The sequence below is a fragment of the Flavobacterium sp. IMCC34518 genome, from assembly GCF_027111095.2.
Classification (GTDB): Bacteria; Bacteroidota; Bacteroidia; order Flavobacteriales; family Flavobacteriaceae; genus Flavobacterium; species Flavobacterium praedii.
In genome coordinates this window covers 249,961-268,798 of sequence record NZ_CP114284.2, presented here as the reverse complement: position 1 = coordinate 268,798, position 18,838 = coordinate 249,961, and the positions used below count along the sequence as shown (strand labels likewise).

The following is an 18,838-nucleotide window of genomic DNA, read 5'->3' as shown; positions in this document are numbered from 1 at the left end:
TTTTTTATTATTACTTTTTGAAAGTAGCTTTGTAATTTTCGTTTACTTTATCCCAATTTACTATATTAAAAAAAGCATCGATATAATTTTTCTTTTTATATTGGTAATCTAAGAAATAAGCATGTTCCCAAAGATCAATTCCTAAAATTGGCGTTCCATGAAATCCAATTACAGGTGCATATGTCATAAGAGGATTGTCCTGATCTTGAGTAGTAGATAATTGTAATATTCCTGTTTTATCGACAACCAACCAAACCCAACCCGAACCAAAATGTTTGTATGCAGTTTCTTTGAAAGAAGTTTTAAAATTCGAAAAAGAACCAAAATCTTTTATAATCTTAGAGGCTAATGTATCTTTAGGTTCTCCGCCAGCTTTTGGTCCAATAGATCTAAAATACAAGCTGTGGTTGTAATATCCTCCCGCATTGTTACGAATCACGGGGTCATTTATGTCTAATTTGTTTAATATTTCTTCTACAGTAAGATTTTCTTTATCTGTTCCCATTACAGCTTTGTTCAAACTATTGGTATAATATAAATAGTTTTTATAATGGGATTCCATAGTCAATGCTGATAATTCAGGAACCAAAGCGTCATATCCAAAAGGAAGCTTTTCCAATTGAAATGAGCCTTCATTTGCTTTTAGATCATTTGGATTGCCAATTGTAACTTTTTCTTGTACCGTTGGCAAAGGAACTTCTACAACTTCAGTTAATTTTTTTTCATTACAAGAAATTAAAACTGAAATAAAAAGCAAATTAGCTAGTATAAAAGTGTTTTTTTTCATGAATATAATACGATTACTTAATTAGGGAATGAATTAATTCTATGTATTGTTTTTTTGCTTCGTCTTGTGTTAGATGACTAATTTGAATCCAAGCATTAGTTTTGAAAGCATTCCTTAAATCAGAATTATCAGAAACGTTAAATTTAGTTTTGTCAAATGTAGCATGCTTGTAAAAGGCATAAAGGCGTAGCTGAACATCTTGTGGTAGAGATGCTTGAGTCATAAAAGAAGCAATTTCAACGGCTTCTTGAAATTGTTTATCTAAATCATTTTCAATCATTAAGATTTCATTGCAATTATTGTTTTCCCTCCAATTGCTTTTTGATTCAATACTACATTAATTGGAGTCCCTAATGGTAAAAAAATATCAACTCTTGATCCAAATTTTATAAATCCAGCATCAGTTCCTTGTACAACTTGCATGCCTTCTTGCGCATAATTTACAATACGTCTGGCCAATGCACCCGCAATTTGACGATACAATATTGCACCAAAAGTTTTGTTTTCAATAACAATGGTAGTTCTTTCGTTCTCTTCACTTGCTTTTGGATGCCAGGCAACTAAGAATTTACCAGGATGATATTTGCTAAATTTTACAATTCCGCTTATAGCATAGCGCGTTACATGTACATTTGTAGGTGACATAAAAATTGATACTTGTAATCTTTTGTCTTTAAAAAATTCTCCCTCATATACTTCTTCTATTACAACTACTTTTCCGTCAACAGGTGCAATAATATGATTTTCATTTATTTCAACAGAACGTTTTGGGTTTCTGAAAAATTGTAAAATGATTACTAACAACAAAAGTGTTACTATTTCAATTGACATTTTAATCCATTCGGTTTGAATGAATTTATCTGATACTAAAAAAACGACAGCAGTAAAAATGGTGCCTAATAAAATACTTTGAGTTCCTTCTTTATGAAACATAATTTAAAATTTGATAAAATAAAAATATTATTGGTGCTACAAAGATAACACTATCTAATCGATCTAAAATGCCTCCATGTCCTGGCATTATGTTTCCGCTGTCCTTTTTTTCTGAAATACGTTTGAATTTAGATTCAACTAGATCTCCAATTGTTCCGAAAATCCCAACAATTAAGGCAATTATGATCCAGATAAAGGTGTTTTTTTCTGGAAGCATTAAAAAGTATTTGGATATAAAATAACTCGCTATTATTGCAAATCCTATTCCGCCCAAAAAGCCTTCGATGGTTTTTTTAGGTGAAATTCGTTCAAATAGTTTGTGTTTTCCGATAGATTTGCCCACTATGTAAGCAAAAGTATCATTTGTCCATATCAAAATAAAAATACTTATAAGTATGTTTGGATTGTATCCTTTTATTCCAAAAGGTATTTTTGTTATTATAATAAATGGAAGAACGATATAACCAATTAAATAAGCAAATTTAGAAAAGGAGTCTACTTTTAAGTTTGTATTGTCAAATAGAAATACTATGCATTTCAATGAAACTATTAGTGATATAATAAGGACTGCCAAATCAAAATTTTTACTGTAACGTAGTAAATAAAATAAACCATCTTGATTTGTTGCTACAGCAATTTTATAAAAAAATAGATAAAATACATTAGCAATTGCAATTGGAATAATTTTGTTTAAGTGTACTAAGTTGCAAAATTCCATTACTGCAATTAATAAAAAAACTCCAAATAGAATAAAAAAAGTTTCTATAGAGTATTGTATTGAAGCTATAAGGAGTAAAATGTAAATAGCTCCTGATATTGATCTTTTTAGTGTTTCGTTCATTTTAAAGATCTTCTAAAAGCAATAAATATAAATTTTTGGCCGAGCTACCATATTGAGTAAAATCTTCCTCTTTCGCTTTTTCAAAATATTTTATTGTAGTAATGTTTGTTGGATATTCAGTCAAGTATTTTTTTCGAATAGCACTTAGTCCATCGCTTTTTCCTTCTACTATTTGACTGGTTTTTGCCAAAATAATTATATTTGATGGCAAATCATTAGGTTTTTTTTGTTTGATTTGGTTGGATGAAAATAAAACAGAACCTTCTTCTGCTACCAAATTTTCACAACTAGATAGAATGAATTTTGGATCTATATTTTTACCATAAGTAAGTTTATTCTCGTCTAGTAAAAAGTATAAATGTGGTTCATAGCATAAAGCTTCACATTCGAACCAATCGTTTTCTTCAAGTATATTTTCAAATTGTTCTTTTACTTCATTTAAATTTTCACAGTATAAAAATTTCCCTCCATTTTTTTTGAAATTATAGATGAATTGTTCGTCCAACGGAGAATTGATATCTGGATTTGGTCTATTTGAATTACTTTCTCTTGCTTCGTCAGAAGAGGGATTATTCGAACCAAATAATTTTTTAAAAAGATTCATAAATTTGTTAATAATCGTTTTGTGTTACTTGAAAACGTTCAAAGATAAAAAAATCTTAATTCAAAACAGGATTTTGAATTAAGATTTTAAAAATTTGTGTTTTTTTGTAAATTTAAGAGACTACTTCACCTAAGTTTTTATCGAAAGTTCTCTTTCCAAAAATGGTTTCTAAATCGTCTTTGAAAATAACTTCTTTTTCGATTAATATAGCTGCAAGTTCTTCAAGTTTGTCTTTATTTTCTTCAAGTATATTAATGGCTCTCTGGTATTGGCTTTCGATAAGGTCTGAAATTTCTTTATCAATTACTCTGGCAGTTTCATCAGAATATGGTTTTGAAAAACTGTATTCACTTTGTCCACTTGAATCATAATAGGTAACGTTACCAATTTTGTCATTTAAACCATAAACGGTTACCATAGCACGAGCTTGTTTCGTTACTTTTTCTAAATCGCTCAAAGCACCTGTTGAAATTCTGTCAAATGTTACTTTTTCAGCAGCCCTTCCTCCCATTGTAGCACACATTTCGTCAAGCATTTGATCCGTACGAACGATTAGACGTTCTTCGGGTAGGTACCAAGCTGCTCCTAAACTTTGGCCACGAGGTACAATTGTAACTTTTATCAATGGTGCTGCATGTTCAAGCATCCAGCTTACAGTGGCATGTCCTGCTTCGTGTATTGCAATTGCTCTTTTTTCTTCTGGAGTGATAATTTTGTTTTTCTTTTCCAATCCACCAACAATACGGTCAACTGCATCTAAGAAATCTTGTTTATCAACTGCGTCTTTATTATGTCTTGCTGCAATTAAAGCCGCTTCGTTACATACATTGGCAATATCTGCGCCAGAAAAACCTGGAGTTTGTTTGGCTAAAAATTCAGTATCAAGTCCTTCAATTTTTTTCAAAGGAGCAAGGTGTACTAAGAATATTTCTGCTCTTTCGCGAATATCGGGTAAATCAACAAAAATTTGTCTATCAAAACGTCCAGCACGCATTAAAGCTTTGTCTAAAACATCGGCTCTATTGGTTGCAGCCAATACAATTACATTTGAATTGGTGCCAAAACCATCCATTTCTGTTAGTAATTGATTAAGGGTATTCTCTCTTTCGTCATTACCGCCAGACATATTACTTTTTCCTCTAGCTCTACCTACTGCATCAATTTCGTCAATAAAAATAATCGCTGGAGATTTTTCTTTTGCTTGTTTAAAAAGGTCGCGAACTCTAGAAGCTCCAACACCTACAAACATTTCAACAAAATCGGATCCTGATAATGAGAAGAAGGGAACCTGAGCTTCGCCAGCAACTGCTTTGGCTAATAATGTTTTTCCTGTACCTGGAGGGCCTACAAGTAATGCACCTTTTGGTATTTTACCTCCTAAATTCGTGTATTTTTCTGGATTTTTCAGGAATTCAACAATTTCTTGTATTTCTTCTTTAGCACCTTCTAATCCTGCAACATCTTTAAAAGTTGTTTTGATATCTGTTTTTTCGTCAAAAAGTTTCGCTTTTGACTTTCCAATATTGAAAATTTGTCCACCACCACCACCTGGGCCGCCTGACATTTTTCGCATGATAAAAATCCATACTCCAATAATTATAATTATTGGTAGCAAGCTTACCAAAAGATCAGTCCAATTGCTTTTTTGTAAAAAATTAAAATCTTTTAATTTTCCTTCAGCAACTGCTTTTTCTAATTTGTTTTGAAAAATTTGGTCGTTTCCTATGTCAAATGTATAATGTGGACCTTTATTGGGTCTTCCTAAAACGTCTTTGGAAATTTTTTTATGTTCTACTTCTTTTAAAGCTTCAGTATTTAAATAAACTTCCGCTTCATTTTTATTGTAAACAATTACTTTCTCAATTTGTCCTTTTTCTAAATAGGAATTAAATTTAGACGAAGTTAATTGAGCGGGTTCTTCAAAACTAGAGCCACCTGTTATAAAACTTATTCCTAAAAACACTAAAAGTATTGCAGTGTAAATTAACCAAGGACTTATTTTAAATTTATTTGAATTTGGATTATTCTCTTTAGCCATTAGAAGATTATTTCTTTAATATTTATTTTCGATTTTGGTGATTTTAGCATCACCCCAAAGACTTTCGATGTTATAATATTCACGAATGTGTTTTTGAAAAACGTGTACTACAATGTGAACATAATCCATCAAAACCCATTCGGCTACATCAGATCCTTCTACATGCCAAGGTTTATCCTTTAAATCCTTTGATACTATTTTTTGAACGGAATTGACAATTGCATTCACTTGTGTGTTTGAGTTACCATTGCAAATAACAAAATAGTCACAAACTGCTGTGTCTATTTCTCTTAAATCTAAAATATCGATGTCATTTCCTTTTACTTCTTCTATCCCTTTAATGATGTTAGCCAATAGAGCATCATTGTTTATAATCTTTTTCGCCATTTAATTTTTTATATAAGTTTGTAAAGTTACCATTTTTTGTGATTAATTTTGAACCTTAACATAATATTAAATTATGTTTTCAAAAAATGATATATATGAAGCTAATCAAACTCGATGCCATAGATTCTACAAATGAATTTCTAAAAGGATTATCTAGTACAGAAGATATACAAAATTTTACTGTTGTAACTGCAGAAAATCAATTGAAAGGGAAAGGCCAAATGGGATCGGTATGGGAATCGGAATTAGGTAAGAATTTAATAATGAGTGTATTGGTTAAGGATTTCTTGAGGGATAATGAATCCTTTTTTAATTTGAATGTTGTTATTTCGCTTTCAGTAATTCGAGCTTTAGAAAAAATAAATATTCCCGAATTGAGTATAAAATGGCCAAACGACATTATGTCAGCTAATAAGAAAATTGGTGGCATATTGATAGAAAACAGTATAAAAGGGGATGGTGTTATAACATCTATTGTTGGACTTGGGCTGAATATAAATCAAGTGCAATTCGATGATTTGCCTAGAGCTTCTTCACTAGCTTTGATTTGTAATTTATACTTTGACAAAGAAGTTATTTTATTTTCAATAATTGAAGAAATGGAAGCTATGATAGCTGAATATTCCCAAATCGATCTTTTATTATGGGAGGAATATACAAATAAACTCTTTAAAATTGGTGTTCCTGCTGCTTTTACCGATGAAAATGAAGTTAATTTTATGGGAATTATAAAAGGAGTTTCGGAAATTGGAAAGCTTCAAATACTATTGGAGGATGATGGTATATTTGAATATAATCTTAAAGAAGTTCAAATGTTGTATTAAGTATTGTTGAATCGGTTAGTCGTTTAATCAACTAACCGATTCAACAAGTGAATTATAGTTTTGTCATGTTATTTGCTAAAGTTTCAATGAATTTACTGATTGGTCCTTTTATCATCATTGCCATCATAGCATTAAATTCTCCATCAAAATCCAATTTAACTGCACTAGATTGCTCAGAAAGACTATCAATGTTAGCTACCAAAGTAAATGGTAATTTATCACTTGCAGCACCTAGAACAATTTTGTTTGGAGCAATTTTTTCTTTCATTTTTAATTTGATTTCAGGCATACCTTTTAATCCAAAAATAAAAGCATCTTCTCCTATAACTTCAAATTTTGCAATATTATCTGGCATTAATTTTTCGAAGTTTTTTACATCACTCAATAAATCAAATAACTCTTGACTTGGTTTCTCAACTGTAACTTTTGGACTTTCTAAGTTCATAATTATATTTAAATTTTGTTATTCTATTTTTTTAAACCCAAAATTTGCAATCTTATTTTCTGCATTTTAAATTTTAAACACTCCAAGTCGAAGGGCTTACATTCCATTCTCTTAATGTTTCTTCTTCTTTTTCTGTAATATAACTCTTAGTAACGGCTAAATTTAATAAATTTTGATAATTACTCAGTGTATATAAATCAATATTGGCATTTTTAAAGTTTTGGTCTGCAACATCAAAACCATAGGTAAATATTGCTGCCATCCCTTTTATTACTGCTCCTGCTTCCCGCAAGCCTTCAACGGCAAGAAGACTACTGTTTCCAGTACTTATTAAATCTTCTATAATTACTACGCTTTGTCCTTTTTGTAAAAAACCTTCTACTTGGTTTTGACGTCCATGTTTTTTTGGTTCTGGTCGTACATATACAAAAGGTAATCCCATACTTTCTGCAACAAGCATTCCAATTCCAATTGCACCAGTAGCTACTCCTGCAATTACATCTGGTTTTCCAAATTGTTTTTCAATGTTTTTTGAAAATTGGTCTCTGACATAATTTCTTATGGCTGGAAACGAGAGGATTAAACGATTATCGCAATAAATTGGCGATTTCCATCCAGAAGCCCATGTAAAAGGATTTCCTGGATTCAATTTAATTGCATTTATTTGCAAAAGCAATTCGGCTGTTTTTTCGGCTGTATCTTTATTAAAAATCATAATACAAATGTATAAAGTTTTTGTTAACGACAAACCACTTTTTTTGACAAATCAAATTTCGAAGGAAACTGATTTTCAACTTTTCTTGCTTGATAGTATTGACATTGAGCAAGTTGTAATAAAAATGTTCCAAAATAAAATTAAGAAAGCTTATCTCTATCATCCTGATGAAAGTGTGATAATGAAAACTTTGAAAGCGAAAATTCCTGTAAATAAAGCTGGAGGAGGGTTGGTTTATAATAAAAAGGGTGAAGTTTTATTTATTTTTAGAAACGGAAAATGGGATTTGCCAAAAGGAGGTTCTCAAAAAGGAGAACTAATAGAGGATGCAGCTACGCGAGAAGTAGAAGAAGAAACTGGTGTAAACGGATTAGTGGTTGGTGAAAAACTACAAAAAACGTATCATGTTTTTAAAAGAAATGGTAAATATAAATTAAAAATCACGCATTGGTTTGTGATGCATACTGATTTTGAAGGAACTCCAGTAGGTCAAATTGAGGAAGGTATAGAAAAAGTAGCTTGGCTAAATCCAGATCAAATAAAAGAAGCTTTAGAGAATTCGTATGAAAATATTAAACTCTTATTTGAAGCTAAAATTGGAAATAGCGAGTAGTCGATTATTGGATTATTCTATAAACAGGATATTGTAAATGAGCTTTTTCGTAATATTTAGAATGTTTATAAACCCAATCCAGTTGGCTTTCACTGTTTTTTGCAAAAGCGGGTTCATTTTTGATTTTTTCTTCTAGTGCTATTTTTAGATTCGGATTTTCTTGGATAAGTTGTGCGGCTAAATATTCAAAAACATATTCCGAATACCCTTCTTTTTGTTGTAAAATGGTATCAAAAAAATTCCAATTGAAGAAAGAATCAACGGCTTCTGGTTCTAGAGTTTCCAGTAAATATTTAACGGCTTTTTGTTCAGTGGGGAAAATATAATCTCCTTTGGCAAAAGCTATTTTTTCAATAGTTGTCGTTATTTTTGTATTTCTATGAGGATAATGCCCTTCGTAGGCTTGACTTGAAGTTTTATAATCGGCAATTATAGAACTTTCTATGGTTATAATGGTGTCATTCTTCAATTGCGAGTATTTGCAATTATTGTTTTTTAATAAATCAATAACATTCCAATAGCCTTTCGGGATAATATAGGCATTGGGAATCTTTACCTCTTTTACCGATTTGTATTCTTTGATATACGGTACGTTTTTTTGATACGGTTTAGTTCTATCGTAAAACAAACGTTGTCCAGTTGTTACTTCACTTTTTTTAAAGGAAGCTTCAAAACCTGAAAACAAAAAGGTAGTTGCCTTGGAACTGTCAATTTTCCATTCTATTGGGTATGATTTTTTCGGTTGAAATTGTTCTTCGTTTTTGAGTCGCAATTCTTTTATTTTTTTATAGTTCAAATCCGTAAAAGCTATTGTACTTAGCATGTATTCGTAGGTCGCTTTTACACGATCTGCATATTTTTTGAGCATATGGGTCTCAACAACAAACCCTATTGTGTTAAAAAGAGAAGTATAACCTGTTGTGTATCTTGGTGTGTCTGAAAATTGTACAAAACCATTGTCGGGCGTTTCCTCAAATGCATTGACATAAGGAGTTGTTGGAATTTGTTTTTTTTCTAAATCTTTTACAATATAAGGCATCATCTCTGAGTTCATATAATCTCCCAAAACAGTGCCTAATTTATTGTGTTGCGTCATGATGTAGGTTAATTTGTATTGATAATCAGCTCCATTACTCACATGGTTGTCTATAAAAATATCTGGATTTATTTTGTGATAAATGGATACAAAACTCTTTGTGTTTCGAGTGTCCGATTTGATCATATCGCGATTTAAATCATAGTTTCTAGCGTTGCCTCTAAAGCCATATTCTTCTGGTCCTTCTTGATTGACTCTTGAGGTTGAATTTCGATTTAAAGCACCTCCAATATTATAAATGGGTATGGTTACTATAACAGTATTTTGTGGTATTTTTATGCTGCCTAAGGCTAAATCTCTAAATAATTGCATAGTTGCATCAATACCGTCAGGTTCTCCCGCATGGATGCCATTATTGATTAGTAATATTGCTTTGTTTTTTTGAATCGTTTCAAAATTAAATTTTTTATCAGGGTTGAAAGTAATCATATATAAAGGCTCTCCGCTATCTGTAAGTCCCATTTTATCCATTTTTATAGTAGAAAAATCATGTGACAAAACGGTGTAATAAGCAATTGTCTCTTGATAATTAGCCGATTGGTTTCCATTTCCTTTTTCGAATATAGTGCTGTATTTAGTGTTGTTTTGGGCGAATGAAGTAAGGTAGAAAAATAGTATAGTTAAGTTGAGAAATTTCATTTTTGGGGTTTTTAAAATAAAAAATCAAATGTAATTAATTTTGATTCATCTGTAAATTAAAAGCAGAAATACTAAAAACTCAAAATTCATAACTCATAATGCATAATTCGTTTTACCTTTGCAAAATGAATAAGAAACACCATTCCAACAATATATTATTGAATTTAGGTATCGAAAGCCTAAACGAAATGCAAGAAGTTGCCCAAGATGTCATTCTAAATGACAATAATGTTTTACTGCTTTCTCCAACGGGTTCTGGAAAAACATTAGCTTTTTTGCTTCCCATTTTCGAAATGTTACAGCCCGAAATTCTATCGGTTCAATGTTTGATTCTAGTTCCTTCTCGTGAATTAGGGTTGCAAATAGAACAAGTATGGAAAAAAATGGGAACCGATTATAAAGTAAATGTTTGCTACGGTGGACATTCTATTGATACTGAAATCAAGAATTTGAGTAATCCGCCAGCTGTTTTAATAGGAACCCCAGGCCGAATTGCCGATCATATTGACAGAGGTACTTTTCGATTGGACAAAATTCAAACTTTAATTTTGGATGAATTTGATAAATCTTTGCAATTGGGTTTTCACGAGCAAATGTCTTTCATTATAGGAAAACTATCTAAACTTAATAAACGTGTTTTGGTCTCGGCTACTTCCGATATTGAAATACCAAAATATACTAGAGTTGTTAATCCAACAATTTTGGATTTTATTCCAACCGAAGACGAACAAGAAAGTAACTTAGCTACCAAAATGGTCGTTTCAAAAGAAAAAGATAAATTAGGTAGTTTGTTTAACCTAATTTGTTCTTTAAAATCACAGTCGGCTATTGTTTTTTGTAATCATCGTGATGCGGCAGAACGCATTAGCGACACTTTGAACGAAAAAGGAATTTATGCTACTTATTATCATGGTGGTATGGATCAGGATGAGCGGGAACGATCATTAATTCAATTTCGCAATGGAAGTATGAGTTATTTGATTACTACAGATTTGGCTGCTCGAGGTCTTGATATCCCAGAAATGAAGCATGTTATTCATTATCATTTGCCATTAAAGGAAGATGAATTTACCCATAGAAATGGACGTACAGCACGTATGCTTGCATCTGGAACTGCGTATGTGATTGTACATGAGAGCGAAAAAAAAATGGATTATTTGGATTATGGTATGGAAATATTGAATGTTGAAAAAACAACTGCATTGCCAAAACCTCCCGAATTTCAAACCATATATATCAGTGGGGGAAAGAAAAATAAATTGAATAAAATTGATATTGTAGGGTTCTTTTCCCAAAAAGGAAAACTTGAAAAAGGAGATTTAGGGTTGATTGAAGTAAAAGATTTTATTTCATTTGCTGCCGTAAAATTTAATAAAGTTAAGGATTTGCTTCATGCTGTTAAAGATGAAAAAATGAAAGGAAAGAAGTTTAAAATTGAAGTAGCCAGAAAGGTTATAAAGAAAGAGGAGGAGAATTAGACATTAGATTTCTGTGCTTTCTAGATTTTTATTGAAAAAATATATAAGTTTTGAGAATCGTTAAGAGTGTTTTTTACTTTTAGCGATTTTTTTATGAATAAAAAATTACTTTAAATACAAATAGTATGCGCTATGATAAAATTTACAAACAAATTATGAAATTTAATGTTGATAAAATGTTTTTATCTAAATAGAGTTAATTTTATTTATTATTAAGTTTGCTGACAAATACTTACCTATTAAAGTATATTAATAAACCCCAAATAAATTATGAAAAAAATTATTGCAATTGCTGTTTTGTTGATTAGTTCTGTTGGCTTTAGTCAAATTAAAGTTGTAGAAACTGTACCAGTTGAAAAATTAGGTAGAATAAATAATGATTTTTATGTTCAAAAAGTAGGTGACGAGTATACCTTTTTTTTCAAAACAACTTCTATTGATTTAGAAGAGATCTCTTTGAAGAATTTTACATTCAAAAATGTAGATAATGCCTATCAAAGTCTTTATGGTATCATTTTAAATGGATTTAACGCTAGTCCTATAAATGATATTAAATTAGAATTGCCTAATAATTTTGTTTGGTTGCATTATATTGTAAGCTCTGATAAAACGACAGTGCAGTTTATGGTTTCAAATAAAGAAGCATCGTCTACCAATGTTTCTGAGTCATTGACTAAAGAGCAAGTTGATAAATTGTTTCAAAAAAGCTAAAAATTAGTGTTCAGTGTTCCGTTTATTAGTGTTCACTGAAAAAAATAATCAGGACTCAATTTTTTAGTTAACAGTAAAAAAAGTGTCCTAAAAAAAAAACGTTAACAGCAAATAGCATGCTGTTAACGTTTTTTTTTTTTGATTTAAAGAGATTACTTATCACTCTTTTACTTATCACTTGATTACTATATTTTCTTCACGTATTGTGTGATAATTACAATTTGTTGACCATCTACTTTTCCTTCAATGTATTCTGCATTTTCGTGGTCCAAACGGATGTTGCGTACCGAAGTACCTTGTTTAGCAACCATACTAGATCCTTTTACTTTTAGATCTTTGATTAATATAACAGAATCTCCATGAGTCAAAATAACGCCATTAACATCACGGTGGATGATTTTGTTTTCATCATCTTCTCCTTCTCCTGTAGCTTGTGCCCATGCCAAAGTGTCTTCGTCAAAATACATTTGCTCCAATAATTCTTGTGGCCAACCATTTTTGCGCAAACGGCTTAACATTCTCCAAGCTACAACTTGTACAGGAGTGTGTTCGCTCCACATGCTGTCGTTCAGACATCTCCAGTGGTTTAAATCTTCATGACCTGGATTTTCAATTTGGTCGATACAAGTAGCACAAGCAAAAATGCTTTCGTCCAATCCGCCTTTCTTGGTCGGTAATACTTGGTATTCTTTTAAGTTTTCGGTGGCAGCACATAATTCACATTGGGAACCGCTGCGTTTATTTAATTCTCTTTCGAAGCTCATTATAAGGTGTGTGTTATTTTAGGTTGCGAAATTACAGCTAATTAGTAGGTTTCGCAAATTTATGTTTTTCTCTGATATCCGTTTTCCTTAGTCTCTTTTCTATTTTTAATTTTAGAAAATTAGAATCATGAATTTCTCCTATTTTAAAATAGTCTTTTATTTGTATTAATTCAACAACAGAAAAGTCTGAAAACTATTTATGCAATTTAACCCTTACAGCTTCGGGAACCAGCATTTCGTATTCGCCATAGTTTCGGATAACATCTCTCACGATGCTAGAACTGATGTATGAAGTTCGTGCAGCAGTCAATAAAAATACGGTTTCTATTTTGGATAACCGTCTGTTGGTGTGGGCGATTGCTTTTTCGAATTCAAAATCGGCGGGGTTTCGTAGACCTCTAAGTATAAAGTCGGCTTTTACTTTGTGACATAAGTCGATGGTTAAACCTTCGTAAGTGATAACGGTAACTTTGGGTTCATTTTTGAATGTTTCCTCAATGAAACGCTTTCTTTCTTCGAGCGTAAACATGTATTTTTTTTCGGCATTGACCCCAATGGCAATTACAATTTCATCAAAAAGCGAAATGCCTCTGTTGATGATGTCTTCGTGGCCTAAGGTGATCGGGTCAAACGATCCTGGAAATATGGCTTTTTTCATTTTTTTTTAGTTTCTAAGATTCTGAGTTTCTAAGATGCTAAGTTTCTAAAAACTTAGCATCTCAGTGACTTAGTAACTTAATTAAGCGCTAACTCAATTGCATTTGTGAATAAATCTTCCAATGAAATTCCAGCGGCTTTGGCTTGTTGCGGAATCAAACTTTCGGTGGTAAGACCAGGAATGGTGTTCATTTCTAGCATGTGTGGTTCTCCGTCTACAATGATAAATTCGCTACGTGAGAAACCTTTCATTTTGAGTACTTCGTAGGCGCGTTTGGCTATTTCTGCTACTTTTTGAGTCATTTCATCTGAGATTCTCGCAGGTGTAATTTCTTGAGATTTCCCTTCGTATTTGGCTTCGTAATCGAAGAAATCATTCTCGGAAACAATTTCGGTTATAGGTAAAACAGTAATTTTTCCTTTGTAATTGATTACTCCAACAGAAACTTCGGTGCCGTCAAGAAAGCTTTCTATGATGATTTCATTGTCTTCTTTGTAGGCAACTTCGATGGCTATTGGCAATTCGGCAGCGGTTTTTACTTTTGAAATTCCGAAGCTTGATCCTGCTTTGTTGGGTTTTACAAAACATGGGAGACCTAATTTTTCAACAATTTCGTTAGTATTGATGATGTCACCTTTGTTTAGATAATAGGAAGTGGCTGTTTTTATTCCGTATGGTTTTAATACGGATAATAAATCGCGTTTGTTGAAGGTTAATGCGGCTTGGTAATAATCACAAGCGGTTTGTGGAATGTTTAACAATTCAAAATAAGCTTGCATCAGTCCATCTTCGCCTGGTGTTCCGTGAATGGCATTAAAAACACAATCAAAAGTTTGTTTGCTTCCGTTTATGTTTACCGAAAAATCATTTTTATCGATAGGGAATTCGGAATCGTTGGCATCTACATAAACCCATTTTTCTTTGAAAATATGAATGCGAAAGGCATTGTATTTGGTTTTGTCTAAGAATTGATAAACTACGTTTCCGCTAATGAGTGAGATCTTGTATTCGCTGGAATAGCCGCCCATGATGATGGCAATGTTTTTCATATTTTTTTGTTTTTTTGCCACTAATTTTACAAATTTCACGATTTTTTTGAAAGTGTAATACTGTGATTTTAATTTTTAAATGCTAAATATTGTTTTGAAAATGAATTCCCTAGCCCTGATGGAAGCGGTTTCCTTTTGTGTAAAAAAACTAATTTTTCCTGGCAGAAAAGAGCGACCAAAGGAAGCTCCTTTTATGGCTTTGGAAAAATGTTTTTTTTAGCAAAAGATACAAGCGTACAGCAGGAATAGCTCCTTCTGTAAACAATGCTCAGAAGGACAAATACTATTAAACAAAATTATCATTTTTTTTGAAACGAAATAGCTTTATCTTTGCGGGAAATAAAAATATTTATGAGCTTAAAAAAATATCTTACGAGTCGTGTATTTTTTGGACAAGTGGCGATTGCACTTGCTATTATTGCAGTTTTGGCCTATTTGTTTATGCATTGGCTAACATTTACAACCGATCATGGGCATGAAATAACGGTTCCTGATTTAAGAAAATTGACTGAGGAGCAAGTCGAAGATAAGCTAGATGAATTGGATTTGGATTATGAGCTTTTGGATAGTGTCGATTTTAGAGGAGATTTTCCAAAATACAGTGTAGTAGAGCAGGATCCGATGCCCGGGACTAAGGTTAAGGTTGGAAGAAAAGTATATATTAAAATCAATTCTTCTGGGTTTTCGTCTGTTCGAATTCCAGATTTAATTGAAAAAACATATCGTGAAGCAGTACCAACGCTTAAGGCACTGGGACTTGAAGAAGGAACTATTACGTATGTTCCGAATTTAGGAAAAGACATGGTTCTGGAAATGCGTTACAAAGGAAGAAATTTGAAAGTAGGAGACAGAGTCTTGAAAGCATCAAAAATTGATTTGGTTTTGGGCGATGGAAAAGAGAGTTATCAAGAAGAAGTAGTGGATAGTACCGCTGTTCCAACAACAGAAACACCAACGAATGGACAATAACAGTGAACCAATAGACGAGTTAGACGAAGAATTATTTGAACATTTTAAGTTTGAAGTTCCCAAAGGTCAAGCGATTTTACGAATAGATAAATACTTGATGGGTTTAATTCAAAATGCCACACGAAATAAAATTCAGAACGCAGCCACAGAAGGTAATATTTTTGTGAATGATGCGCCTGTAAAATCCAATTATAAAGTAAAACCCTTTGATGTGGTTCAGGTGATGTTGTCGCATCCGCCATTTGAAAATAGGGTGGATCCAGAGGATATTCCGCTTAATGTTGTATATGAAGATGATACTTTGTTGTTAATCAATAAAGAGCCTGGGATGGTAGTGCATCCAGGGCACGGAAATTATACTGGAACTTTGGTGAATGCGCTGGCATTTCATTTTGAGAATTTACCAATGAACAGTAGCGAACGTCCAGGATTAGTTCACAGAATTGACAAGGATACTTCGGGATTGTTGGTTATTGCCAAAACTGAAGCAGCGATGACGCATCTGGCCAAACAATTTGAGGCTAAAACATCTGAAAGAGAATATATTGCGTTAGTTTGGGGAAATGTAGCTGCTGAAGAAGGTACGATTGAAGGAAACTTGGCGAGACACTTAAAAGACCGCATGCAAATGGCCGTTTTTGCAGATCCCGAAATTGGGAAACCTGCCATTACACATTATAAAGTATTGGAACGTTTTGGTTATGTAACCTTGATTTCCTGTAAATTGGAAACGGGAAGAACACATCAAATTAGGGCACATTTGAAACACATTGGCCATCCACTTTTTAATGATGAACGTTATGGCGGTCACTTGATTTTGAAAGGAACTACGTTTACTAAATACAAACAGTTTATAGAGAATTGTTTCAAAGCTTTACCGCGTCAAGCTTTGCATGCTAAAACGTTGGGTTTTGTACATCCTACTACAGGAGAAATGATGCGTTTTGATACAGAATTACCTCAGGATTTTCAGGATTGTATAGAGAAATGGAGAGGATATTCAAAATCACATCATGCAGAAGAAGATTAATAAAAACTAAACATAAAAAAAACCTCATTTTTGAGGTTTTTTTTATGACTTTATTTCAAGATTACTTTATTTTCCTTCTTTAATTAACAGTGCTTCTTTTTGAAATTTATAATTTCCTGCATCCTCTTTATTGAATTTGAAAACGATATCATTTTCATCGGTTTCGTCTTTTATTTTAAAGATAATTGCTTTTATGGCAGTTTTTGTTAACCGATCAATATTTTTAATTGGGATGGTAATATTGCCTTTAAAAGTACCTTCGTTTTCTAAAGAAGGTCTTGCATTAATTATTGAATAATCGAGAAATACAATAGTAACATAAATATCTTTGTTTAAAGAGTTTATGATTTTTTCATTTAGGTCAAAAATTAGATTGTAGCTTGTGTTTTTTTTATCATCAGAAAATTTTACATATTTTTCTAAATAAAATTTTAAAGCCCCATATTTATTGGCAGTTAGCGTAGGAAGACCATTTTCGTAGTTGATGTAATATCGAGTTAGATTATCGTCTACTTTTACAGAAGATACTTTTCTATTTTGTGCAAAAGCGGTTATTGATAGTATTGAAAATAGTGAAATTAGGACAAAGTTCTTCATATAATTTTTTTTAAGATTTTTTAATTTTTATTAAATAAATAATACAATTGCAAAAATACGGACAATATTTGTGATGGTTTTCTTAAATTGAGTTAAAAATATAAAAATAGGGTTAAAAAAATACTAAATGAAAAGTAATGTTAAGTTGTTTTTGAATGTAAGAACGTTGTAATTGGATTACTAAAATTAATTTTTAAAATTATTTTCAAAAGTCTCAAATCGATTTTGCAAGTCCTGTACTACTTGTTTTTTTACAGTAGGATCTTGAATAAAACTAAAGTTGATACTGTTATAAACAAATTGTTTGATATCCGTATAGGTGATGGTTTTGTATCTTTTGGCTAATAATACATATTGTTCTGTCATGTTGGTTCGTAATATTCCTGCGTCATCGGTACTAATAACAATGGGAACGCCAAATTCTTTGTATAATAAAATTGGATGACGGTTTTCTTTAACTTTTAAGATGAACTCATTACTGGTAAGATTGATTTCAATTGGAATGCTATTTTTGGCCATATAACGCATTAAATCATAACTTTTTTCTTCATAAGCCATATCAACTCCATGTCCGATTCTATTGGCTCCAGCCGTATATACTGCTGCATTGATATGCCAAGTTAATTCTTCGGGACGAACCATTCCTAAGGTAAGTTCACCAGCATGCATTGCATATTTTACTTTTGGAAAGCGACTGTGGCAATATTTGAACATTAGCATGTGTAAACCATAATCTTTCATAGAAGTTTCGCCATCTTCGGGAGAAACTATATTCACTCCCGCCATCAGGGGACTACTGTCGGCAGACATAAAAGCAACCACTAAATTTTTGAATAAATCTACTGGTTCCATGAAACGCAATACAAAATTTTGGTAGCGCATTGTGAATTGATTGTCGTCTATTTTTAGGTCTTTGTGAAGTTTGGCTACGAAGTTTACATTAAAATCAGTGGCGTATTTCTTGGCATCTTTTTGAATGAAAATAGTATATAAAGAATCCAAGGATTGCATAACGGCTTTTTCATTTTTGGCTACCATCATTTTTCGTAAATGAAGGTTGTATTTGGTTAATTCAGATGTGTTTATGGAACATGGAATGGTTGATAATTGCGTTTCGATATAGCTTACATTTTCTTTGATGGCTCTGTTTTTTAGCTCCAATAAACCTGCTCCAAAATTGTTTTTTGTAGCGGTTTCAAACTTCATAAAAGATTCAAAAAATAATTTATCCGATGGGTAATCCACATTATTATAATCTTTGACAGACCATTTTTGTATTATTTTTTGTTTGTAAATATCTAATTCTCCATTTTTTTGTAAAGTCGAAAATAATACCCAGTCAGTTCCAGTTTGTTTTTCTTGAGAAACAGCCATGGTTTGAGTATTGAGAAAAAAATCTTCGGTGATAGCATGCGCTATTAAAGGTTCTGCATAAATAGACCCAGAATAATGGTGATGTAGGTCGCCTCCTTTAGGCATTTGAGCAAAAAAAGCGGTAAGTTCGGCTTCGTTATTTCTAATTTTTTCAAAATACTGATCTGCCGATTGTGCATATCCTACTTGGAATAGGATGTAAAAAAGAAAGGTGAAAAATATCTTCATGGTATAAATTTCGCTCAAATATAATTCAAATTTAATTGAAATAAAAATTGGTAATTCT

General features: G+C 31.9%; 21 protein-coding genes. 6 read left to right on the top strand and 15 right to left on the bottom strand.

The genetic code is table 11. The annotated features are described in order from the left end of the window. Positions 1-10 precede the first annotated feature (10 nt). The 7 genes from OZP06_RS01085 to rsfS all read right to left on the bottom strand — a co-directional run bounded on the left by OZP06_RS01085 (position 11) and on the right by rsfS (position 5,590). Positions 11-787, bottom strand: a complete 777-nt coding sequence (locus tag OZP06_RS01085) for a superoxide dismutase (protein ID WP_281239299.1) — start codon at positions 785-787, stop codon at positions 11-13. A 13-nt stretch (positions 788-800) separates the two neighbouring features. After that, entirely contained in the window at positions 801-1,067 is a 267-nt protein-coding gene (locus tag OZP06_RS01080) for an acyl-CoA-binding protein (protein WP_269223291.1), read from the bottom strand. Beyond that, positions 1,067-1,720, bottom strand: a complete 654-nt coding sequence (locus tag OZP06_RS01075) for a phosphatidylserine decarboxylase family protein (protein WP_269223290.1) — start codon at positions 1,718-1,720, stop codon at positions 1,067-1,069. Before OZP06_RS01075 ends, OZP06_RS01080 begins: the two co-directional genes overlap by 1 nt. Continuing rightward, positions 1,710-2,561 carry a phosphatidate cytidylyltransferase gene (locus OZP06_RS01070; RefSeq protein ID WP_269223289.1) on the bottom strand — a complete coding sequence of 284 codons (852 nt, stop codon included), beginning with the start codon at positions 2,559-2,561 and terminating at the stop codon, positions 1,710-1,712. The genes OZP06_RS01075 and OZP06_RS01070 overlap by 11 nt, the downstream gene beginning before the upstream one ends. A gap of 1 nt (position 2,562) precedes the next feature. After that, positions 2,563-3,165 (bottom strand): LUD domain-containing protein, encoded by a 603-nt coding sequence (locus OZP06_RS01065; RefSeq protein ID WP_281239300.1) that lies wholly within the window; start codon positions 3,163-3,165, stop codon positions 2,563-2,565. A 112-nt stretch (positions 3,166-3,277) separates the two neighbouring features. Next, on the bottom strand, positions 3,278-5,203 hold the full coding sequence (ftsH, locus tag OZP06_RS01060) for an ATP-dependent zinc metalloprotease FtsH (RefSeq protein WP_269223288.1): 1,926 nt from the start codon (positions 5,201-5,203) through the stop codon (positions 3,278-3,280). 15 nt (positions 5,204-5,218) lie between these two features. Beyond that, the gene (gene rsfS, locus OZP06_RS01055; protein ID WP_269223287.1) at positions 5,219-5,590 is read right to left on the bottom strand and encodes a ribosome silencing factor; all 372 of its coding nucleotides are present in this window, start codon (positions 5,588-5,590) and stop codon (positions 5,219-5,221) included. A gap of 95 nt (positions 5,591-5,685) precedes the next feature. On the opposite strand from rsfS, the gene OZP06_RS01050 reads away from it, so the two are divergent. Then, on the top strand, positions 5,686-6,414 hold the full coding sequence (locus tag OZP06_RS01050; protein ID WP_269223286.1) for a biotin--[acetyl-CoA-carboxylase] ligase: 729 nt from the start codon (positions 5,686-5,688) through the stop codon (positions 6,412-6,414). Between the two features lie 52 nt (positions 6,415-6,466). On the opposite strand, the gene OZP06_RS01045 is transcribed toward OZP06_RS01050, so the two are convergent. Together OZP06_RS01045 and pyrE are read right to left on the bottom strand one after the other, a co-directional pair. Then, entirely contained in the window at positions 6,467-6,859 is a 393-nt protein-coding gene (locus OZP06_RS01045) for an SRPBCC family protein (RefSeq protein WP_269223285.1), read from the bottom strand. Between the two features lie 73 nt (positions 6,860-6,932). Then, positions 6,933-7,574, bottom strand: a complete 642-nt coding sequence (gene pyrE / locus OZP06_RS01040; RefSeq protein WP_269223284.1) for an orotate phosphoribosyltransferase — start codon at positions 7,572-7,574, stop codon at positions 6,933-6,935. Positions 7,575-7,581: 7 nt separating this feature from the next. On the opposite strand from pyrE, the gene OZP06_RS01035 reads away from it, so the two are divergent. After that, a complete protein-coding gene (locus OZP06_RS01035; protein ID WP_269223283.1) occupies positions 7,582-8,187 on the top strand; it encodes an NUDIX domain-containing protein in 606 nt (201 codons plus the stop codon). Positions 8,188-8,191: 4 nt separating this feature from the next. On the opposite strand, the gene OZP06_RS01030 is transcribed toward OZP06_RS01035, so the two are convergent. After that, positions 8,192-9,922, bottom strand: a complete 1,731-nt coding sequence (locus OZP06_RS01030; protein WP_269223282.1) for a M14 family metallopeptidase — start codon at positions 9,920-9,922, stop codon at positions 8,192-8,194. 125 nt (positions 9,923-10,047) lie between these two features. Between OZP06_RS01030 and OZP06_RS01025 the strand changes: the two genes are divergently transcribed. Together OZP06_RS01025 and OZP06_RS01020 are read left to right on the top strand one after the other, a co-directional pair. Then, positions 10,048-11,400, top strand: coding sequence for a DEAD/DEAH box helicase (locus OZP06_RS01025; protein ID WP_281324119.1), 1,353 nt, complete (start codon positions 10,048-10,050; stop codon positions 11,398-11,400). 270 nt (positions 11,401-11,670) lie between these two features. Then, complete coding sequence (locus tag OZP06_RS01020; protein WP_281239305.1) at positions 11,671-12,111, top strand: hypothetical protein; 441 nt, start codon at positions 11,671-11,673, stop codon at positions 12,109-12,111. A gap of 185 nt (positions 12,112-12,296) precedes the next feature. On the opposite strand, the gene OZP06_RS01015 is transcribed toward OZP06_RS01020, so the two are convergent. The 3 genes from OZP06_RS01015 to OZP06_RS01005 all read right to left on the bottom strand — a co-directional run bounded on the left by OZP06_RS01015 (position 12,297) and on the right by OZP06_RS01005 (position 14,582). Next, the gene (locus OZP06_RS01015; protein ID WP_269223279.1) at positions 12,297-12,875 is read right to left on the bottom strand and encodes an alkylphosphonate utilization protein; all 579 of its coding nucleotides are present in this window, start codon (positions 12,873-12,875) and stop codon (positions 12,297-12,299) included. Between the two features lie 193 nt (positions 12,876-13,068). Further along, positions 13,069-13,533, bottom strand: coding sequence for a pantetheine-phosphate adenylyltransferase (gene coaD, locus OZP06_RS01010; RefSeq protein ID WP_281239306.1), 465 nt, complete (start codon positions 13,531-13,533; stop codon positions 13,069-13,071). 77 nt (positions 13,534-13,610) lie between these two features. Then, positions 13,611-14,582 (bottom strand): D-alanine--D-alanine ligase, encoded by a 972-nt coding sequence (locus tag OZP06_RS01005; protein WP_269223278.1) that lies wholly within the window; start codon positions 14,580-14,582, stop codon positions 13,611-13,613. 351 nt (positions 14,583-14,933) lie between these two features. Here OZP06_RS01005 and OZP06_RS01000 point away from each other — a divergent pair, with 351 nt between their 5' ends. Together OZP06_RS01000 and OZP06_RS00995 are read left to right on the top strand one after the other, a co-directional pair. Further along, positions 14,934-15,551 (top strand): PASTA domain-containing protein, encoded by a 618-nt coding sequence (locus OZP06_RS01000; RefSeq protein WP_281324118.1) that lies wholly within the window; start codon positions 14,934-14,936, stop codon positions 15,549-15,551. Beyond that, a complete protein-coding gene (locus tag OZP06_RS00995; RefSeq protein WP_269223275.1) occupies positions 15,541-16,581 on the top strand; it encodes an RluA family pseudouridine synthase in 1,041 nt (346 codons plus the stop codon). The genes OZP06_RS01000 and OZP06_RS00995 overlap by 11 nt, the downstream gene beginning before the upstream one ends. Before the next feature lie 66 nt (positions 16,582-16,647). Here OZP06_RS00995 and OZP06_RS00990 read toward each other — a convergent pair whose 3' ends face one another. Together OZP06_RS00990 and OZP06_RS00985 are read right to left on the bottom strand one after the other, a co-directional pair. Further along, positions 16,648-17,178, bottom strand: coding sequence for a hypothetical protein (locus OZP06_RS00990; RefSeq protein ID WP_281324117.1), 531 nt, complete (start codon positions 17,176-17,178; stop codon positions 16,648-16,650). Positions 17,179-17,364: 186 nt separating this feature from the next. Further along, positions 17,365-18,780 (bottom strand): adenosine deaminase, encoded by a 1,416-nt coding sequence (locus OZP06_RS00985; protein WP_269223273.1) that lies wholly within the window; start codon positions 18,778-18,780, stop codon positions 17,365-17,367. Positions 18,781-18,838 lie beyond the last annotated feature (58 nt).